We start from the raw sequence: 16,383 nt of genomic DNA, 5'->3' as shown, positions 1-16,383 counted from the left end.
GCCTTGCGTGTAGACGCGGCTCCGGCGCTCGCTGCGGCCCTGCTGGCAAACACCTTTGCCCCACTGCACTTATCCCTCCTCGACACGGCTGTGGACGCTTGGGCGGTTCGCAGTCCCTCGGTCGGTGCCTTGCGCTGACCGATCGATCCGCCGTAGCGGTCTTATCCTCGACCGTCATCCCACATCGTCGCCGATCAAACACTGTCCTCGCAACCCCATCACCGCTGTTCGCTCTCGCCAGAGCAGTGGCGATGTGATCTGCCCGGAATTTAAATGTTGCCATTGCAACATTTTTGATGTTGGATTTGCCACGTTGTTTGGGCGATCAAGGGCGAGAAATTGTTGTACGGCGAAGATTTTCTGGCGCGGCTGGGTAAGGGCGTTCGCAAATTGGGGCCGGTCTGGGGCCTCTCGCACGAGGCCGACCTCCGTTTGCTGACGATCTCGGAAAACGCCACCTTTCTGTTCGATGACAGGTCTCAGGCCCGCAAGCTGATCGTGCGGGTTCACCGCCCGGATTATCATACGCAAGACGAGATTCTGTCCGAGCTCGCCTGGATCGACGCACTGCGCCGGGATGGGGTGGTGGAAACGCCGAAGCCGGTTGCGGCGGCGGATGGCAGCCTGTTGCAGAGCTTCTCCGATGGCATGAGCCAGCGCTACGCGGTTGCCTTCGACCATATGTCGGGACGGGAGCCGGACGCGGAAGCCGACCGGGCGGCATGGTATGAGACGCTGGGCGAGATCAATGCGCGGCTGCATCAGCATAGCCGTGCCTGGTCCCGTCCGCAGCGCTTCACGCGCAAGATCTGGGATTTCGACCGGATCATCGGCGACGGCGCGCACTGGGGCGACTGGCGCCAGGCACTTGGCTTGACGGCGCAGGGCAGGGCGGTTCTCGAGCGCGCGCACACCCTCCTGCAGTCGCAGACGAAAGCCTATGGGTATGGTGCTGACCGCTTCGGCCTCGTCCATTGCGACATGCGCGCCGCCAACCTGCTCGTCGAGGGCGACCGCCTCGGCGTCATCGATTTCGACGATTGCGGGCTTTCATGGTTCGCCTATGACTTCGCTGCCGCAATCAGCTTCATCGAGCACGAGCCGTCTGTTCCAGAGCTGATGGCAGCCTGGCTGGAAGGCTATCGACGCACCGCGCCGCTGGCCGCCGAACACGCAGCCGCCTTGCCGATGTTCATCATGCTCCGGCGCATGCAGCTCACCGCCTGGATTGCATCGCATGCCGAAACGCCGACGGCGCAGGCCATGGGGACGGCCTATACCGATGGCACGGTGGCGCTTGCCGAGCGCTATCTCACGCAGCAGAGCTAAGGAACGGCGATGAGCATTGCCCAAAAGGAAATCCTCGATCTCAATCGCTTCGATGCGGCCTCCGTCCAGGGGCTGCCGCCCGCGCTCGCCGGGCAGGTCGCGCGCCGCCAGGCAAGCTTTGGCGCATCGTCGGTCCTGTTCTTCGAGCAGCCGATCGACATGGTTCGCGCCGAAGGTGCTTATCTCTACGATGACGCCGGGCGCCGCTATCTCGACGTCTACAACAATGTGCCATCCGTCGGGCATTGCCACCCGCGCGTGGTCGAGGCCATCGCCCGCCAGGCTGGTCAGCTGAACATCCACACCCGCTATCTCAACCAGGTGGTGGATGCCTATGCCGAGGATCTGCTGTCGCGCTTTCCCGCACCTCTCAGCAATGTCGTGATGACCTGCACGGGTAGCGAAAGCAATGATCTGGCGATGCGGATCGCCCGGATCGTCACCGGCGCCGAAGGCTTCATCGTCACCGAGGCGGCCTATCATGGCAATACGGCGCTGGTGACGGAAATTTCGCCTTCATCGCTGCGCAAGCGCAAGCCCGCGCCGTTCGTCGCGGTCGTTCCGGCTCCGCAGGCGCGCGACGGGCTCGATGTCGCCGAGGGCTTCGCCGCTTCCGTCGAAAACGCCATTGCGGAGCTTCAGGCACGCGGCATCGGCACTGCCGCGCTGATCGTCGATACGATCTTTTCCAGCGACGGTGTCTTTGCCGATCCGCCAGGATTTCTGCAGATGGCGGCGGCACTGGTGCACCGCGCCGGTGGTCTTCTGATCGCCGATGAGGTTCAGCCGGGTTTTGGTCGGACGGGGGGCGGTCTCTGGGGCTTCGAGCGTCATGGCATTACGCCGGATATCGTCACCATGGGCAAGCCGATGGGCAACGGCTTCCCGATGGGTGGTGTGGTCACACGGCCCGATTTCCTCAAGCAATTCTGCGAGGAAACCGGCTATTTCAACACGTTCGGCGGCAATCCCGTCGCCGCCGCTGCCGGGCATGCGGTGCTCAAGGTTCTGGACGAGGAAGGCCTGATCGATCGGTCGCGCGCGGTCGGCGACTATTTCCGTCGCAGCCTCCAGGCGCTGATGGCGGAGCATGCCGAAATCGGTGCGGTTCGCGGCGCCGGCCTTTTCATCGGGCTCGACTTCATCGCGCCGGCCACCGGCCATCCGGACACGGCGATTGCTACCTGGGTCATCAACCAGCTCAGACAGAAAGGCATTCTGATCGGCGCCGCCGGCAAATATGGCGCGACCCTGAAGATCCGTCCGCCCTTGTGCTTTTCGAAGGCGGATGTCGATGTCTTTGCCGGTGCGCTTGCCGACTGTCTCAAGGCGCGTTAGCGACCGCCTGACAGCCGGGCAGCGGAGCCGCTTTTCAAGCCAGACACAGGGCGAGCGAGGACACCGGACAGATCGGGTCGATTTCCGGCACTCAGTGTCCGACGTTCATGGTCGCCTCCTCCTGGCCGGATGAGTGCTTGATATTTCAATCGATTTGGAAAAATTTAAACCGATTTTTGCTCCGCAAACGTCCTTCGCGATGCTTTCGCTGTCGCACAACATCTGTAACAACCAAATGCGCCAAGGCTGGCTTTGACCAGCGGCACAGCAAGGCTGGCGTCAGCCATCGCGCCTTGCGCAGCCCCTGTCTTGGTCGATGCGCGATGCCTTAGCGAGGCGCCGCGCGGATGGATTGATGGCGGGCCATTTTCGCAGACGCCAATGCGTGCGGCCCATGGATGACGAGTAAGGACCGGGAGAGATAATGATGCAGAGCGAACAGCCGGCTTTTCAGATCGAAGGCGATGTGATGCCGCCGAAGGCAGGCACGGTGGATGCCTATCTGGCCGATTGGGCCGGGCAGGATGGTGCCCGGCGTGAGGTGGCGGATGTCATCCTGGCGCTGCTGGAGGCCTCGCGCCGCCTTGCGGGTCGTCTTGCCGAAGGCGCTTTGCCCGGCGATCCCGGTCTGCCGGCCGGCGCCAACACCGATGGCGACACGCAGAAGCGTATCGATGTCGCCTCGCATGATCTCTTCGTCGAGCTTCTGACGGAAGCGGGCGTCGCCATCATCCTCTCCGAAGAGGCGGCAGCGCCCGTTCCCGGCAAGGCCGGCGGCCGGCTCGCCGTCGCGGTCGATCCGCTGGATGGCTCCTCCAATGTCGGCACCGGCGCACCACTCGGAACCATCTTCTCGATCCTGCCCGCCGACGGGCCAGACCCCTTCCTGGTGCCTGGCCGCCGCCAGATCGCAGCCGGCTACGTCTCCTATGGTCATACCGTCGATCTCGGCTTCTCGGTGGGCCATGGCGTGGTGCTCGCTACCTTCAGCCCGTCGCAGCAACGCTTCCTGATCACCGGCAGCGCCACATCGCTTGCCGGCGACGCCAAGGAACTGGCCTTCAACGCGTCCGTCACGCCGCATCTACAGCCGGCCATGCGCCGCTTCGTCGAGGATTGCTGGGCCGGAAAGACCGGGCCGCGCGGCAAGAGCTACAATATGCGCTGGCTGGGTGCGCTCGTGGGCGATCTCCACCGCATTCTCAAGCGCAAGGGCCTATTCTTCTATGTCGGCGACGCTCGCCCCGGCTATGCCAAGGGGCGCCTGCGCCATGTCTACGAATGCAACCCCATCGCCTTCCTGGTCGAACAGGCCGGCGGCAAGGCCACCGATGGCGTGACCCCGCTGCTCGACCTCGTTCCGACGGGCCACCATGCACGCGTGCCCCTCGTCTTCGGCGCGGCCGAAGAGGTCGATGCCGTCGCGGACTATCTCCAGACGGGCACGGCCCAGGCGGCGGAATAAGCAGGCGAACGCAAAGGCCGGTCAGGCGGAGAGATCTTCGCCTGATCAGCCTTTTCGAATTTCGGATAGATGTGCGGGGTGGGAGCGGGCGATGATCTGCTGAGGCTTCGGCTTGATGGCGAAGCTAGCTTTGCGCCTGATCCCTCTTGCGGATGACGCATGGGTGCATCGTCGAGGCTGGCGTGGCCATCTAGCAGGACGGATAGGAGGCGGTGTGCAATCCGTTTGATCTTGCATGCCGTGAATGGTGGCGCGGGTTGCAAAATCCGACCCAGCGGCAATCAAGCTTGGGCTGCGCCGTTTTGGCGGCTCATGTCGGCAAACCATATGCTGCCGCTCCACGGGACTCGTCACACCCTTCTCGCCTCACGCCATAAGAGGTCAAGGCGATCGCGTCGCGCATCAGTTCCATGAGCAAGAAGGCGAGATCCGTCTTGTGGTCGATCGCTGGACGAAGGCTTTGCGATCCATTTCTTCGCCTCAGCAGAGAGAAGCTTGTCCGAAGAACTGATAGGCAACGACGCCGTCAAGTGACGGCGTCATGTCGCGTGCGAAGCGCTTAGGCAGCGCGTTCGTCTTCATCGGCTGAAGCCCTTCGTCGAAGGGCCGGTGCCTTAGCGCTGAGCGGCGCTGCGGGCAACGCTGTGGATGTCGGTGCGGTCGATGCCGAGGTCATGCAGTTCGCGGTTGGTCATGCGGCCAAGTTCGCTGACGGTCTGACGATACTGGCGCCAAGCGGTGAAAGAGCGGGCAAAGGTCATGGGTCGTCTCCTGATCGGGAGCCATGCGCGGCTCCGGCGCGTGAGGCCCGTCTCGCCTTGATCGGCCGGCCTCCTTGCGGGTGGCTTTGTTTTCGTGCCGCCCGTTTCGATGAGCTCAATATACGTCTCTGCAGCCCCCGCGAACCAGCGCGGATGCGGAAGGTCACCCGTGCGTTTTGCGCATGGATGGCGTCCGCGAGACATGGCACAGCCTGGTGGAACCGCCATCGACGGAAGGAGCTGTGACCTGTCCAAATTTCTTTCGGCGAAGGGGAAGCTGCCGACGCCTGGCCGAGCGGCCGATCCGGCAGGTTGGAACGCTGCAGGGAGCGGCCCGGAGCGCTGCCGCGCCGGGCTTTCAAGATCCGTCACACATTGCATCCGAGACGGTAAAAACTTAGCCGCTGGAATAATCTAAACCCCTGTTTATACGATCTTTTTCGTTGACGTCTTTGGCGCGTCATCCTAAAGGCTGCCGGGCGGCGATCAGCGGATCGGGCCTTCGGCTGGGCTGCAAGGCTTGCGCCGTGCGTCTTCGTCTCAACCCTGCCTTCAAACGGCGTCAGCCAGAAGCCGACCAAGCAGCCCGTTCACGTTTCCCCCGTCCGTCGCGAAGGATGCGCCATGTCGCCGATCGCCATTTTCGTGCTGGCCTTCAGCATGTCCGTCGATGCGTTTGCCGTCTCGGTCGGGCGCGGTGCCGCCTTGCAGCGACCACCTTTGCGCGAGAGCCTGCGCACCGGTCTGGTCTTTGGCCTGGTGGAAGCGATCACGCCGCTGATTGGCTGGGCGGCCGGCGTCGCAGCCAGCCGCTATATCCAGGCGGTCGATCATTGGATCGCCTTCGGCCTGCTCGGCGCGGTGGGGCTGCATATGCTGGCCAATGCCTTCGGTCAGGGTGAGGCAGAGGAGACGCCGGTCTCGCGCACGTCACTGCCGATGCTGATCGCCACTGCGGTCGGCACCAGCCTCGATGCCATGGCCGTTGGGGTTTCACTTGCCTTCTTCGATGTCAATATTCTGGTCATGGCGTTGGCCATCGGCCTCGCCACCTTCCTCATGTCATCCGGCGGCATGCTGCTTGGCCGGGTCATCGGTGTGCGTTTCGGCCGCTATGCTGAGGCACTGGCCGGCATCGCGCTTGTCGGCATCGGTCTGTCGATCCTGATCGAGCATCTCAGCGCCTGAAGGCCGGGCATCATGCCTGGCCGTTGCGCGCCGCAATTTCCTCCATCACCGCATCCGGCGCCACGTCGCGCTTCAGCTCTTCGACCTCGGGATCTTCGGGCCGCTCCACCTGAAGATGCCGGGCGATGGCATCGACCATGGTGATCAGCCGGGTCGTTTCATGCTCGTTGAGCAGGTTGACCTGCAGGTCGAGATCGGCGCGCGCATCGTCCTCGGCGGCCATGCGGTTCTGGTTGATCAGGACGAAAGTCGAGAGGAAGATCGCTTCCACCGAGGCGATCATCGCCAGCACGACCAGCGTCGGATCCCAGGCCGGGAGAAAGGGCACGAGCCCGAGATTGATGAGTATCCAGCCGCCGAACAGTACCAGATGGATATAGACAAAGGTCATGCTGCCGGCGAAGCGGCTGATGGCCGCCGCCGCCTTCTCCTCCGGCCCGGCGCGCTGCTGCACCGCTTTGCGCCGTGCCACCAAGGCGTCGATATTGCGCCTTAGTGTCGGATTCAGCGCCGGCTGCGCGGGGCTCGTGGGGCTTGCCGGCGGAATAGGGCGCTCTTGATCCATGCAATCTCTCCTGGCTGGCCGTGCCGAACCGGGCAGCAGGGAAAAAGATGCGTGATGTGGAAACGGTCCAGGCTTACCGCCGTAAGAAGCGCTGCCCGCTCTTCGGGCGCCTCACTCCGCCGCCAGCGGCCGTTCGTCCTCCGGAGCGGCTGTGCCATGGTCGGCCTCGGCCGGCTTGCGACGGAAGAGCCGGGCCGGAAGGTGCGACAGGCGGTCCATCTCGACGAAGATTACCGGCGTGATGAACAGGGTCAGCGCCTGGGAGACGAGCAAGCCGCCGACGATGGCAATGCCGAGCGGCTGACGCAGCTCGGAGCTGGCGCCGGAGCCGATCGCGATCGGCAGCGCGCCCAGCAGCGCGCAGAAGGTTGTCATCATGATCGGGCGGAAGCGGCGCACGCAGGCTTCGTGGATCGCCTCGGACGGGCTGGCGCCGGCGCCGGAGCGCAGGGTTTCCAAGGCGACGTCGATCATCATGATCGCGTTTTTCTTGACGATACCGATCAGCATCAACAGCCCGATCAGCGCGATGATCGAGAGGTCGTAGCCCATCACTTTGAGCGCGATCAGCGCGCCGAGTGCTGCCGAGGGCAGGCCGGAGAGGATGGTGAGCGGGTGGACATAGCTTTCATAGAGCACGCCGAGAACGACATAGATGGTCAGCACCGCCGCCAAGATCAGCATCGGCGTCGAGCCTTGCGACTGCTGGAAGATCTGCGCCGAACCGCCATAGGAGGTGAAGACGTCGGCCGGCATTGAAAGCTCGGTCTTGATCCTGTCGATCGCCGCTGTGGCATCGCCGAGAGAGACGCCCTCCGGCAGGTTGAAGGAGACGGTGGTGGAAACCAGCTGCCCCGTCTGGTTGATGGTCACGGGCCCGGTGGTGCGGTTGACATGGGCGAAGTTCGACAGCGGCACCAGCGCGCCGCCCGCGCCCGGCACGCGGATGCGCGCCAGCGAATTCTCGTCCCATGGGCGGTTCGTGTCATATTCGACGATCACGTCATAGCTGTCGCCGGTCGACTGGATCTGCGTCGGAGCATAGGTGCTGAAAGCCTGGCGCAGCGTCGTGCGCAGCACATCGGAGGAGATGCCATAGGTGGCCATTTTCTCCTCGTCGATGGCGATATCGGCCTGCAGCGCCTTGTTCTGCGCATCGGAGACGAGATCGGTAAAGCGGCCGTCGCGGCGCATCGCTTGGAGGATCTTGTCGGCCCAGATATTGGTTTGCGCGGCATCCAGCGCCTGGACGACGAGCTGATACTGGCTGGCCGTCTGTCGCCCGCCGAAGCGGATGTTCTGCTGCGGCGTGATATAGCCCTGCAGGCCGGGAATGGTCGAAATCGCCTTGCGAAGCTCCACCAGCGTCTGGTCGAGCGGCGGACGCTCCTCCTTCGGCTTCAGCTCGACGAACATGGTGCCGTTGTTCAAGGGGCTGCGAACGCTGCCGCCGGCAATCGACATGACATGGGCGACGGCCGGGTTTTGGCGCACGAGATCGGCGGCCTTGTTCTGCAGCTCCACCATGGCGGGATAGGAGATATCCTGCCGGGCGCGGGTGGAGATGTTGAGCCGACCGATATCCTCCGTCGGGAAGAAGCTCGCTGGCAGCGTCATGAACAGATAGACCGTGAGGCCCACCGAGGCGAAGAAGATGAGCATGACGAAGCCGCGATGGCGCAGGCACCAGGCAACGGCCGCGCCATAGCCGCGCGTGGTGGCGGCAAAGCCTCTGTCGAACCAACGGATGAGCAGCGGCGGGCGCGAGTGGCCGCCGGAAAGCCGGGCGCCGAGCATCGGCGTCACCGTCAGCGAGACGAAGACCGAGGCGATGATGGCGATCGACACGACCATGCCGAATTCGTTGAAGATGCGCCCGACCACGCCGCCCATGAGCAGGATCGGCAGGAAGACGGCGATCAGCGACACCGACATGGAAATGATGGTGTAGCTCACTTCGGACGAGCCGAGGAGGGCGGCCTGGCGCACGGGCATGCCCGCTTCCACATGGCGCAGGATATTTTCCAGCATGACGATGGCGTCGTCCACCACCAGGCCGACGGCGAGCGTCAGGCCCAGCAGAGAGATATTGTCGATGCTGTAATCCAACACATACATCACGCCGAAGGTGGCGATCAGCGACAGCGGCACGGCGAGACCCGGAATGATCGTGGCGGTCAGGTGGCCGGTGAAAAGATAGATCACCAGGATGACCAGGCCGATGGTGAGGATCAGCGTGAACTTGACGTCCGAGATCGCCTCGCGGATCGGCTTGGAGCTGTCGTTCATCACGGCTGTTTCGACCGAGGCCGGCATCACCGCATGCAAGGCCGGCAGCTTGGCCTGGATGGCGTCGACCACCTCCACCGTATTGGCGCCCGGCTGGCGCTGGATCGCCAGCAAAATGGCGCGGTTGCCGTCATACCAGCTGCCGGTCTTGGTGTTGGCCACACTGTCCTGCACATCGGCGACATCGCTCAAATGCACCGGCGCGCCGTTCGGCGTCGCGATGACGAGCGAGCGGAACTCGTCGGCATTGGTGCGCTGGGTGTCGGCATTGATGGTCAGGCTTTGGCTGGCATTCTGGATGGTGCCGACCGGCAGCTGGCTGTTAGCGGCCGACACCGCCTTGTTGACCGTGTCGATGCCAAGGCCGCGGCTCAAGAGCTTGTCCGGGTCCACCTCGATGCGGACGGCATAGGTCTGCGCGCCATAGACGGTGACTTCCGCCACGCCGGGAAGGGTGGAGAGCGAGGGGGAAATGATGTTTTCGGCGATATCGTCGAGCTTGCTGCGCGGCATGGTATCGGAGCGCACGGCAAGCAGCATGACGGGCGCATCGGCCGGGTTGGTCTTTCGGTAGCTCGGCGGCGTCGTCATATTGTCGGGCAATTGCCGGTTGGCAAAGGAGATCGCCGCCTGCACATCGGCCGCCGCCGCATCGATGCTGCGGTTCAGGTCGAATTGCAGGACGATATTGGTATTGCCGAGCGAATTGGTGGCGCTGATTTCGCTGATGCCGGGAATGGTCTGGAATTGCTTGATCAGCGGCGTGGCGACCGAGGTCGCCATGGTCTGCGGCGAAGCGCCGGTCAACGAGGCGGAGACGCTGATGGTCGGAAAATCGACCTTCGGCAGGGCGGCCACCGGCAGGAGACGATAGCCGGCGAGCCCGGCCAAAAGCACGCCGATGGCGAGAAGCGTGGTGGCGACCGGGCGCTCGATGCAGAAACGCGGGATCATCGCGCCAGCTCCACGCTCGCCTTGTGGGACAGGGGAGCCGGATCGGCGGCGGCCAGATCCAGCGCCTGATCGTCGAAGCTCTCCTTGACCTGTTGGCCCGGATAAAGTGCGGCCTGGCCTTCGATCACCACATGGTCTCCCGGCGAAAGCCCTGCGGTCACGGAGGTATAATCGCCATTGACGCGGCCGACCTCGACATTGGCCACCGCCACCTTGCCCTCATGCACGACATAGGCGATCGACCCATCCGGGCCGGGCCCGACGGCGACCGTCGGCACCACCACCTGGGGCGCATCGTTCTTCAGATGCAGCACGATATTGACGGACTGGCCAGGCCAGAGCGCACCGGAGGGATTGTCGAAACGGGCCTTGACCAGAATGGTGCCGGAGGCCGGATCGACGGCATTGTCGAAGAAGGAAACGGTGCCGGTGCGCACCTGCCCCTTGTCGCTTGAGGGCACGGTGGTAACCGAAACGGAGCCATCGGCCATGGCGAGCCTCAAGCGCCGCAGGCTGCGCTCTTCCAGATGCACGCCGACATAGACGGGATCGAATTTGGTGATCTTGACCACGGAAGCGCCGGCCGAAAGATAGGCGCCGGGGCTGACCAGGATTTCGCCGAGGCGGCCATCGAAGGGCGCGCGGATTTCGGTATGTTCGAGCAGAACCTGATCGGCCGACAGCGTCGCCTTGTCTGCCTCTACGGTGGCGGCAGCCTGATCGCGCGCCGATTGCGCCTGATCGAGCGACTGTTGCGTGCCTGCCTTGGCGTTGACGAGATCATGGGCGCGGCGCAGCGCCGTTTCGGCCTCCGACAGCGTGGCGCTGTCGCGCAGGATCGCGGCATTGTCCTTGGCGACGGCCGCGCGGGCCGTGCGGTCGTCAAGCTTGACGATCAGGTCGCCTGCTTTCACCGTTTGCCCGTCCTGGGCCACCAGTTCGGTCACGCTGCCCTGCTCGCGGGCGGCGAGCGTCGTCGTCTGGTCGGCCACGGCAAAGCCGGTGGCGGGAATGTCCATGGGCAGGATGCCGGTCTGCGCCGCCACGGTCTTGACGGCGGCCGGCCCACCACCGCCATGGCGTCCACCGCCCTTGCCGCCCGTCTGGCCGCTTTGCCCATCCTTCCCAGGCTGGCCGTTCTTTCCGCCTTCGCCGCCCTTCCCACCTTGGCCGCCCTGGCCAGCCGTGCCGCCTTGATCGCTCTCGCTGTCATGGCGATGCTGGCCGCTAGTGCTCTCGGCCTGGGCCGTTTGCGTGCTGCCGGCAAGCGCCTTCAGACCGGGGATCTCGAAGGGTGCTACCGCCTGCAGCCTCGCCGCCAGGTCCGGCAATTCGCCGCGATAGGCCCAGGCACCGGCACCAAGCGCACCGATAAGGACGAGGGGGATCCAGACTTTCTTCATGCGGGGTCCTCTTGGCGCGGCATCGCGAGGCGGCGAAAGGGATCGGAGACCGGCACCCATCCAAGAGGTGGACCAGATCTCGACAACCCAGGAATACAGCCCGAATTGCGGCGCTAAAAAGACACATTTGGTCAGACAAACCGGCCTAAAGCCTTCTTTCGGCTTAAATTTTTGTAATGTAATCCGTTGATGAAATTAACGACCGTCCGCTCTCGCAGGTGTAGCCAATGCAAAAGTCGAGCCCCTGCCGGGGCTTAGAGATCCGGCCTTGTTTATAAGCGGGGCGTAGAAGAGGCTGAGAGCGAAGCCTCACGCTAATCTCCCCGATTAGCGCGAGCTTGCCGAGTGTTCGTTGGGCGGGGGCCGCGCAGCTGGCCGTGTCCGGTCTCATCTTGCCCATGGAGAAGACGAGACCGGGAGGCCGAGACGTCGCAGTCCCTAGACGCCTGCTTTTGCCGTCAGAAGGCGCCGGCGGCGAGCAGGCGCTGGGCGCGACGGCGCAGGAGGGCCAGGAAGAGAAGGCCGGCGGCGGCCATGGCAGCTCCGGCCAGCGGGACGGCGCTGTAGCCGAGGCCGGCATCGATGACCAGGCCGCCGGCAGCCGCGCCTACGGCATTGCCGAGATTGAAAGCACCGATATTGAGCGCGGAGGCAAGGTTCGGCGCTTCGGCCGCTTCCTCCATCACCCGCATCTGCAAGGGTGCCACCAGCGCGAAGCTCGCAATACCCCAGAGGAAGATCAGCACGGCGGCGAGCGTGGCCGAGCCCGCAAGCACCGCCAGTAGTATCAGCACGACAACGAGGCCGGCCAGCGAAGCGGCAAGCGTGCCATCGACCGAGCGGTCGGCAAAGCGGCCGCCGACCCAGTTGCCCGCCGTCAGGCCTAGGCCATAGACCACCAGCATGGCGGTGACGAAGCCGGTGGAGGCGGCGGCCTCGCTTTTCAGGAGCGGCACGATATAGGTGAAGACGGTGAACATGGCGCTGGCGCCGACCACGGTGAGCGCCAGGGCCGCCAGAACCGGCCCGCGCGCCACCACGGCGAGTTCACGCTTGAGATCGCCGCCCGTATCGGCCGGAAGAGCGGGCAGCGACAGGCGCAGCGCCAGCATGGCCAGCGCACCGATCCCCGCAATGCCCCAGAAGGCCGCGCGCCAGCCCAGCACCTCGCCGATCCACGCCGCCAGCGGCACGCCGCCCACAGTGGCGATGGTCAGCCCGGAGAACATCGCGGCCACGGCCGCCGCGCGCTTGTCCGGCGAAACGACACTTGCGGCGACGACAGAGCCGACACCGAAAAAGGCGCCGTGGTTGAAGGAGGTGACGATGCGCGCCACCATGAGCATCTCATAGGAGGTCGACAGCGCGGAGAGGAGATTGCCCAGCGTGAAAATGCCCATGAGCCCGACGAGCAGCCGGCGGCGGCCGACCCGGGCAAAGGCCAGCGTCATCAAAGGCGCACCGATCAGGACGCCCAGCGCATAGGCGCTGACCAGCAGCCCGGCCGCCGGAATGGAAACGCCGAGGTCATGGGCGATCAGCGGCAGCATGCCCATGGGCGTGAATTCCGTGACCCCGATGCCGAAGGCGCCGATTGCCAGGGCGAGAAGGGAGGGATTGATCATGGCGTGATCCTTACATGGTCATTTATGCGTGCCCTTCATATGGCGCAGGGCGGCAAGGCGCGGTAGACCGCTTATTGGATCAGGATCTGTGCGTGGGAGTCACAAATGCAGCGAGATCGCATAGACCGCACAAGCGATATGCAGGTGTTTCTCGCCGTGCTGAAAGCGGGGAACCTCTCCGCTGCCGCGCGGGCGCTGTCTCTGACGCCATCGGCCGTTAGCCGGATCGTCGCGCGGCTGGAGGCGCGGCTCGGCGTGCGCCTGCTGATCCGTACCACACGGCGGCTGGCACCGACGGTGGAGGGCGAGGCCTATGCCGCCGCGGCCCGACGCATCCTGGCCGATATTGAAGAGACCGAGAGCCGGCTTGCCGATCAGGCGGCGCCGCGCGGCCGCGTGCGCGTCAGTGCAGCCTCTGCCCATGGCCGGTTGGTCGTGGTGCCGCTGCTCGGCGCCTTCGTGGCGCTTTATCCCGGCATCACCATTGAGATCGATCTCAGCGACCGGCTAGCCGATGTGCTAGGCGGTCAGGCGGATGTGGCCATCCGCTTCGGTCCGCTGACGGATGGGCCGCTGACCGCCCGCCGCCTGGGCGAGACCGGGCGTACCGTGATCGCATCGCCTGCCTATCTTGCCCGTCATGGGGCACCTCAAGTGCCGTCCGATCTGATCCGACACAATTGCATCGACTTCAGCTTTCGCCGCATCGAGCCCGGTTGGCCCTTCCGGGAGAACGGGCGCGACATTCTGCTGGCGGTGCAGGGCAATATCCAGGCCAACAATGGTGAAACGCTAGTACAGCTGGCGCTGCAAGGCATCGGCATCACCCGCGTCGGCAATTTCCACATCGAGGAGGATCTGGCGGCGGGGCGCGTCGTGCCGCTGCTGGAAGATTATAATCCCGGCGATCGCGAGGCCATCCACGCCGTATTTCTCGGCGGGCCGGCAATGCCGGCGCGGGTGCGCGTGCTGGTCGATTTCCTCGCCGCGCGTCTGGGCCGCCCATCGCGCGGCTGATCTTTCCCGTTCAAAGATTTGTGAGGCCCGCATGCTTCAGCGCCGATCTGCGGACTTACTTCCACAGGGCAAGCCCTCGTTTATGCGCGGCGCGGAGCTTTGATAGGGGCCTAAACCTGCGCATTTTGCCAGGATTTGGCTGGAAACGCTGCCGTGAGATCGTCGTGATGGCGAAGACATTTTTCCTTCATTGTCTTTTCTGAGTGAACAGTGCGTTGCGGTGAACGCAGTTTTGCGGCGCGAAAAAATCGCCTAGGCCTTTGGCGGGGCAGGATTGCCCGGACATGCCGAACGGATCCAGCAGATATGCTGCACGGACGGCATGCAGGAACAAAAATGACAGGAAGCCTGCAGGCGGATCCACGGGATCGCCGCATGCCCGGATGGAGACAGACCTATGCGATTGAACACCGTGCTCGCCGCCGCCCTTCTCGCTCTTTCGGCTTCGGCCGTTTCGGCGCAGACGATCGACGTTCCCGCCGGGACCTATGTGGCCGATAAGGCCCATACCAACCTGCTTTGGACCGTCAGCCATTTTGGCCTGTCCAACTATATCGGCCGCTTTGACGAGATTGATGCCAAGCTCGCACTCGACTCGAAGGACCCGGCCAAGTCCAAGCTCGAGGTCACGGTCGATCCGAAGTCGGTCGATACCAATGACGGCGCTGTCGGCAAGGATTTCAACGCTGAAATCGCCAGCGAGATGTTCTTCGATGCGGCCAAGTTCAGCAAGATCACCTTCGTTTCCAAGGAGATCAAGCTGACGGGCAAGGATACTGGCACCGTGACCGGCGACCTGACTTTCCACGGCGTGACCAAGCCGGTGACGCTGGACGTGAAGATGAACGCCGCGCTGAATCCGCATCCGATGAGCAAGAAGCCGACCGTCGGTTTCTCCGCTACGGGCACGATCAAGCGTTCCGAATTCGGCGTCACCACGCTCGTTGGCCCCGTGAGCGACGACGTCAAGCTGACGATCGAGACCGAATTCGTCGCGCAGTAAAAAACTGCCCTTCGCCTATTTCGCTGCCGCTCGCTTTTGGAGCAAGCCGCCTCTCGCGATCGTGAGGGGCAGGCAGCGTCAGCGTGTGTGGTGACCGCCTGTGGCTTTTGCCCAGGCGGTCACCGACCAATCCCCCTCACTGCGCGCCCAGCCGCCATGCCAGAGGGCGTATCTTCAGGAGCATGCGATGCGGTCTCATCAGGCAAGTGGTCGTCTCGAAGGCTATAATGCCGGTGCCATGATCCTGCATTGGGCGATTGCGCTCGCCATCCTGTTTCAGCTGGCGATCGGCTTTGCCATGATCCGGCTCGATCTCTTCCCGCGCGATCTGCGCTTCACGCTGATCCAGTGGCACAAGACGGTGGGGCTTACCGTCCTGGCGCTGACGCTGGCGCGCATCGCCTGGCGCCTGTTCAATCCGCCGCCTGCCCATCCGCCCATGCCCAAGGCCGAGAAGGCGTTGGCAGGGCTGGTGCATGGGCTGTTCTACGTGCTGATGCTGGCCGTGCCGCTGTCCGGCTGGGTGCTGGTGTCGGCCTCCAGCACCAAGATCCCGACGCTCCTGATGCTCTCCCAGGCATTGCCCTGGCCGAACCTGCCCCTGCCGGCGGGCCTTGCCGACGCCTCCGGCCGGGCATTGGCCGAGCGGGCGCATATGCTGCTGGCCTATTCCTTCGTTCTCCTGATTGGCCTGCATCTGGCCGGCGCGATCAAACATGCGTTGATCGACCGGGCGCCGTCCTTTTCGCGCATGCTGCCGGTTGGCGGGCTCCATCGCCAACAAGGCGCGCTGATCGCCATTCCCGTGGCCGCTGCCGCCGCTATGGTCTTCCTCGGTGGCGGCGTGCTGGCCGGGCGGGAAAGCGCACCGTCCGCGCCGAAGCTGGCCGGGGCGGCTGCCCCCGCCGCTGCGCCGGCTGCGTCTGCCCCGGCTGCAACGGGCTGGGTGATTGACAAGCCGGCCTCTCATCTCGGCTATTCCGTGACCTTCTCCGGCAAGAGCGTGGCCGGCACGGTGGATGGCTGGAACGCGGCGATCACCTTCGATCCCGACAATCTCGCCAGCGCGCGGGCCGAGGTCGAGGTCGACACCGGCTCCATCACCATCGACGACGCCTTCATCCGCTCCAACCTTGCCGGCGCTGACGGCCTTGACGTCAGCGCCTTTCCCAAGGCGAAGATCATGCTGACGGAGTTTGCCCGCACCGAGACTGGCTATCTGGCAAAGGGTACGCTGACGCTGAAATCCATCACCGCCCCAATCACGCTGCCCTTCACCTTCACCGAAGCCGCCGACGGCACCGCCACCGTGACCGGCACCGCCGACCTCGACCGCGCCACGTTCAAGCTCGGCCAGGAAAACGACGCCAAGGGCGAATGGCTCGCGCCGGTGATCAAGGTGGAGCTGACCTTGAAGGCCCGCCGCAGCGGCGCGGGGGCGTGATC

At 64.3% G+C, this 16,383-nt stretch carries 12 protein-coding genes; 7 read left to right on the top strand and 5 right to left on the bottom strand.

The genetic code is table 11. The features are described 5' to 3' along the window. Positions 1 to 339: 339 nt before the first annotated feature. From BMX61_RS22445 to BMX61_RS22435, 3 genes are all read left to right on the top strand, one after another. Positions 340 to 1,329, top strand: a complete 990-nt coding sequence (locus BMX61_RS22445) for a phosphotransferase enzyme family protein (protein WP_075625425.1) — start codon at positions 340 to 342, stop codon at positions 1,327 to 1,329. Positions 1,330 to 1,338: 9 nt separating this feature from the next. Further along, positions 1,339 to 2,667: an aspartate aminotransferase family protein gene (locus BMX61_RS22440; RefSeq protein WP_075625426.1), complete on the top strand. Its 1,329-nt coding sequence runs from the start codon at positions 1,339 to 1,341 to the stop codon at positions 2,665 to 2,667. A 427-nt stretch (positions 2,668 to 3,094) separates the two neighbouring features. Then, positions 3,095 to 4,132, top strand: coding sequence for a class 1 fructose-bisphosphatase (locus tag BMX61_RS22435; RefSeq protein ID WP_407703820.1), 1,038 nt, complete (start codon positions 3,095 to 3,097; stop codon positions 4,130 to 4,132). Between the two features lie 614 nt (positions 4,133 to 4,746). On the opposite strand, the gene BMX61_RS22430 is transcribed toward BMX61_RS22435, so the two are convergent. After that, positions 4,747 to 4,893, bottom strand: a complete 147-nt coding sequence (locus BMX61_RS22430) for a DUF1127 domain-containing protein (protein WP_075625428.1) — start codon at positions 4,891 to 4,893, stop codon at positions 4,747 to 4,749. A gap of 624 nt (positions 4,894 to 5,517) precedes the next feature. On the opposite strand from BMX61_RS22430, the gene BMX61_RS22425 reads away from it, so the two are divergent. After that, a complete protein-coding gene (locus BMX61_RS22425) occupies positions 5,518 to 6,081 on the top strand; it encodes a manganese efflux pump MntP (RefSeq protein ID WP_075625429.1) in 564 nt (187 codons plus the stop codon). 10 nt (positions 6,082 to 6,091) lie between these two features. Here BMX61_RS22425 and BMX61_RS22420 read toward each other — a convergent pair whose 3' ends face one another. The 4 genes from BMX61_RS22420 to BMX61_RS22405 form a co-directional block, all read right to left on the bottom strand. After that, on the bottom strand, positions 6,092 to 6,646 hold the full coding sequence (locus BMX61_RS22420; protein WP_075625430.1) for a DUF1003 domain-containing protein: 555 nt from the start codon (positions 6,644 to 6,646) through the stop codon (positions 6,092 to 6,094). A 111-nt stretch (positions 6,647 to 6,757) separates the two neighbouring features. Further along, a complete protein-coding gene (locus tag BMX61_RS22415; protein WP_075625431.1) occupies positions 6,758 to 9,889 on the bottom strand; it encodes an efflux RND transporter permease subunit in 3,132 nt (1,043 codons plus the stop codon). Continuing rightward, complete coding sequence (locus BMX61_RS22410) at positions 9,886 to 11,292, bottom strand: efflux RND transporter periplasmic adaptor subunit (RefSeq protein ID WP_075625432.1); 1,407 nt, start codon at positions 11,290 to 11,292, stop codon at positions 9,886 to 9,888. The genes BMX61_RS22415 and BMX61_RS22410 overlap by 4 nt, the downstream gene beginning before the upstream one ends. Before the next feature lie 458 nt (positions 11,293 to 11,750). Continuing rightward, positions 11,751 to 12,917 carry an MFS transporter gene (locus BMX61_RS22405; RefSeq protein ID WP_075625433.1) on the bottom strand — a complete coding sequence of 389 codons (1,167 nt, stop codon included), beginning with the start codon at positions 12,915 to 12,917 and terminating at the stop codon, positions 11,751 to 11,753. Between the two features lie 105 nt (positions 12,918 to 13,022). Here BMX61_RS22405 and BMX61_RS22400 point away from each other — a divergent pair, with 105 nt between their 5' ends. The 3 genes from BMX61_RS22400 to BMX61_RS22390 all read left to right on the top strand — a co-directional run bounded on the left by BMX61_RS22400 (position 13,023) and on the right by BMX61_RS22390 (position 16,381). Continuing rightward, entirely contained in the window at positions 13,023 to 13,934 is a 912-nt protein-coding gene (locus BMX61_RS22400) for a LysR family transcriptional regulator (RefSeq protein WP_075625434.1), read from the top strand. A gap of 397 nt (positions 13,935 to 14,331) precedes the next feature. Beyond that, complete coding sequence (locus BMX61_RS22395; protein ID WP_075625435.1) at positions 14,332 to 14,937, top strand: YceI family protein; 606 nt, start codon at positions 14,332 to 14,334, stop codon at positions 14,935 to 14,937. 187 nt (positions 14,938 to 15,124) lie between these two features. Further along, positions 15,125 to 16,381 carry a cytochrome b/b6 domain-containing protein gene (locus BMX61_RS22390; protein WP_075625436.1) on the top strand — a complete coding sequence of 419 codons (1,257 nt, stop codon included), beginning with the start codon at positions 15,125 to 15,127 and terminating at the stop codon, positions 16,379 to 16,381. Positions 16,382 to 16,383: the final 2 nt, after the last annotated feature.

This window comes from Xaviernesmea oryzae (genome assembly GCF_900109605.1).
Taxonomy (GTDB): domain Bacteria; phylum Pseudomonadota; class Alphaproteobacteria; order Rhizobiales; family Rhizobiaceae; genus Xaviernesmea; species Xaviernesmea oryzae.
Note: the sequence above shows the minus strand (reverse complement) of the source record. Positions and strands in the feature narration are given on the sequence as shown.

Bases quoted from the DNA above. Each gene is read 5' to 3' on its own strand.
- BMX61_RS22440 (WP_075625426.1), top strand. From the start codon at position 1,339: ATGAGCATTGCCCAAAAGGAAATCCTCGATCTCAATCGCTTCGATGCG.
- BMX61_RS22435 (WP_407703820.1), top strand. From the start codon at position 3,095: ATGCAGAGCGAACAGCCGGCTTTTCAGATCGAAGGCGATGTGATGCCG.
- BMX61_RS22430 (WP_075625428.1), bottom strand. From the start codon at position 4,893: ATGACCTTTGCCCGCTCTTTCACCGCTTGGCGCCAGTATCGTCAGACC.
- BMX61_RS22425 (WP_075625429.1), top strand. From the start codon at position 5,518: ATGTCGCCGATCGCCATTTTCGTGCTGGCCTTCAGCATGTCCGTCGAT.
- BMX61_RS22420 (WP_075625430.1), bottom strand. From the start codon at position 6,646: ATGGATCAAGAGCGCCCTATTCCGCCGGCAAGCCCCACGAGCCCCGCG.
- BMX61_RS22415 (WP_075625431.1), bottom strand. From the start codon at position 9,889: ATGATCCCGCGTTTCTGCATCGAGCGCCCGGTCGCCACCACGCTTCTC.
- BMX61_RS22410 (WP_075625432.1), bottom strand. From the start codon at position 11,292: ATGAAGAAAGTCTGGATCCCCCTCGTCCTTATCGGTGCGCTTGGTGCC.
- BMX61_RS22405 (WP_075625433.1), bottom strand. From the start codon at position 12,917: ATGATCAATCCCTCCCTTCTCGCCCTGGCAATCGGCGCCTTCGGCATC.
- BMX61_RS22400 (WP_075625434.1), top strand. From the start codon at position 13,023: ATGCAGCGAGATCGCATAGACCGCACAAGCGATATGCAGGTGTTTCTC.
- BMX61_RS22395 (WP_075625435.1), top strand. From the start codon at position 14,332: ATGCGATTGAACACCGTGCTCGCCGCCGCCCTTCTCGCTCTTTCGGCT.
- BMX61_RS22390 (WP_075625436.1), top strand. From the start codon at position 15,125: ATGCGGTCTCATCAGGCAAGTGGTCGTCTCGAAGGCTATAATGCCGGT.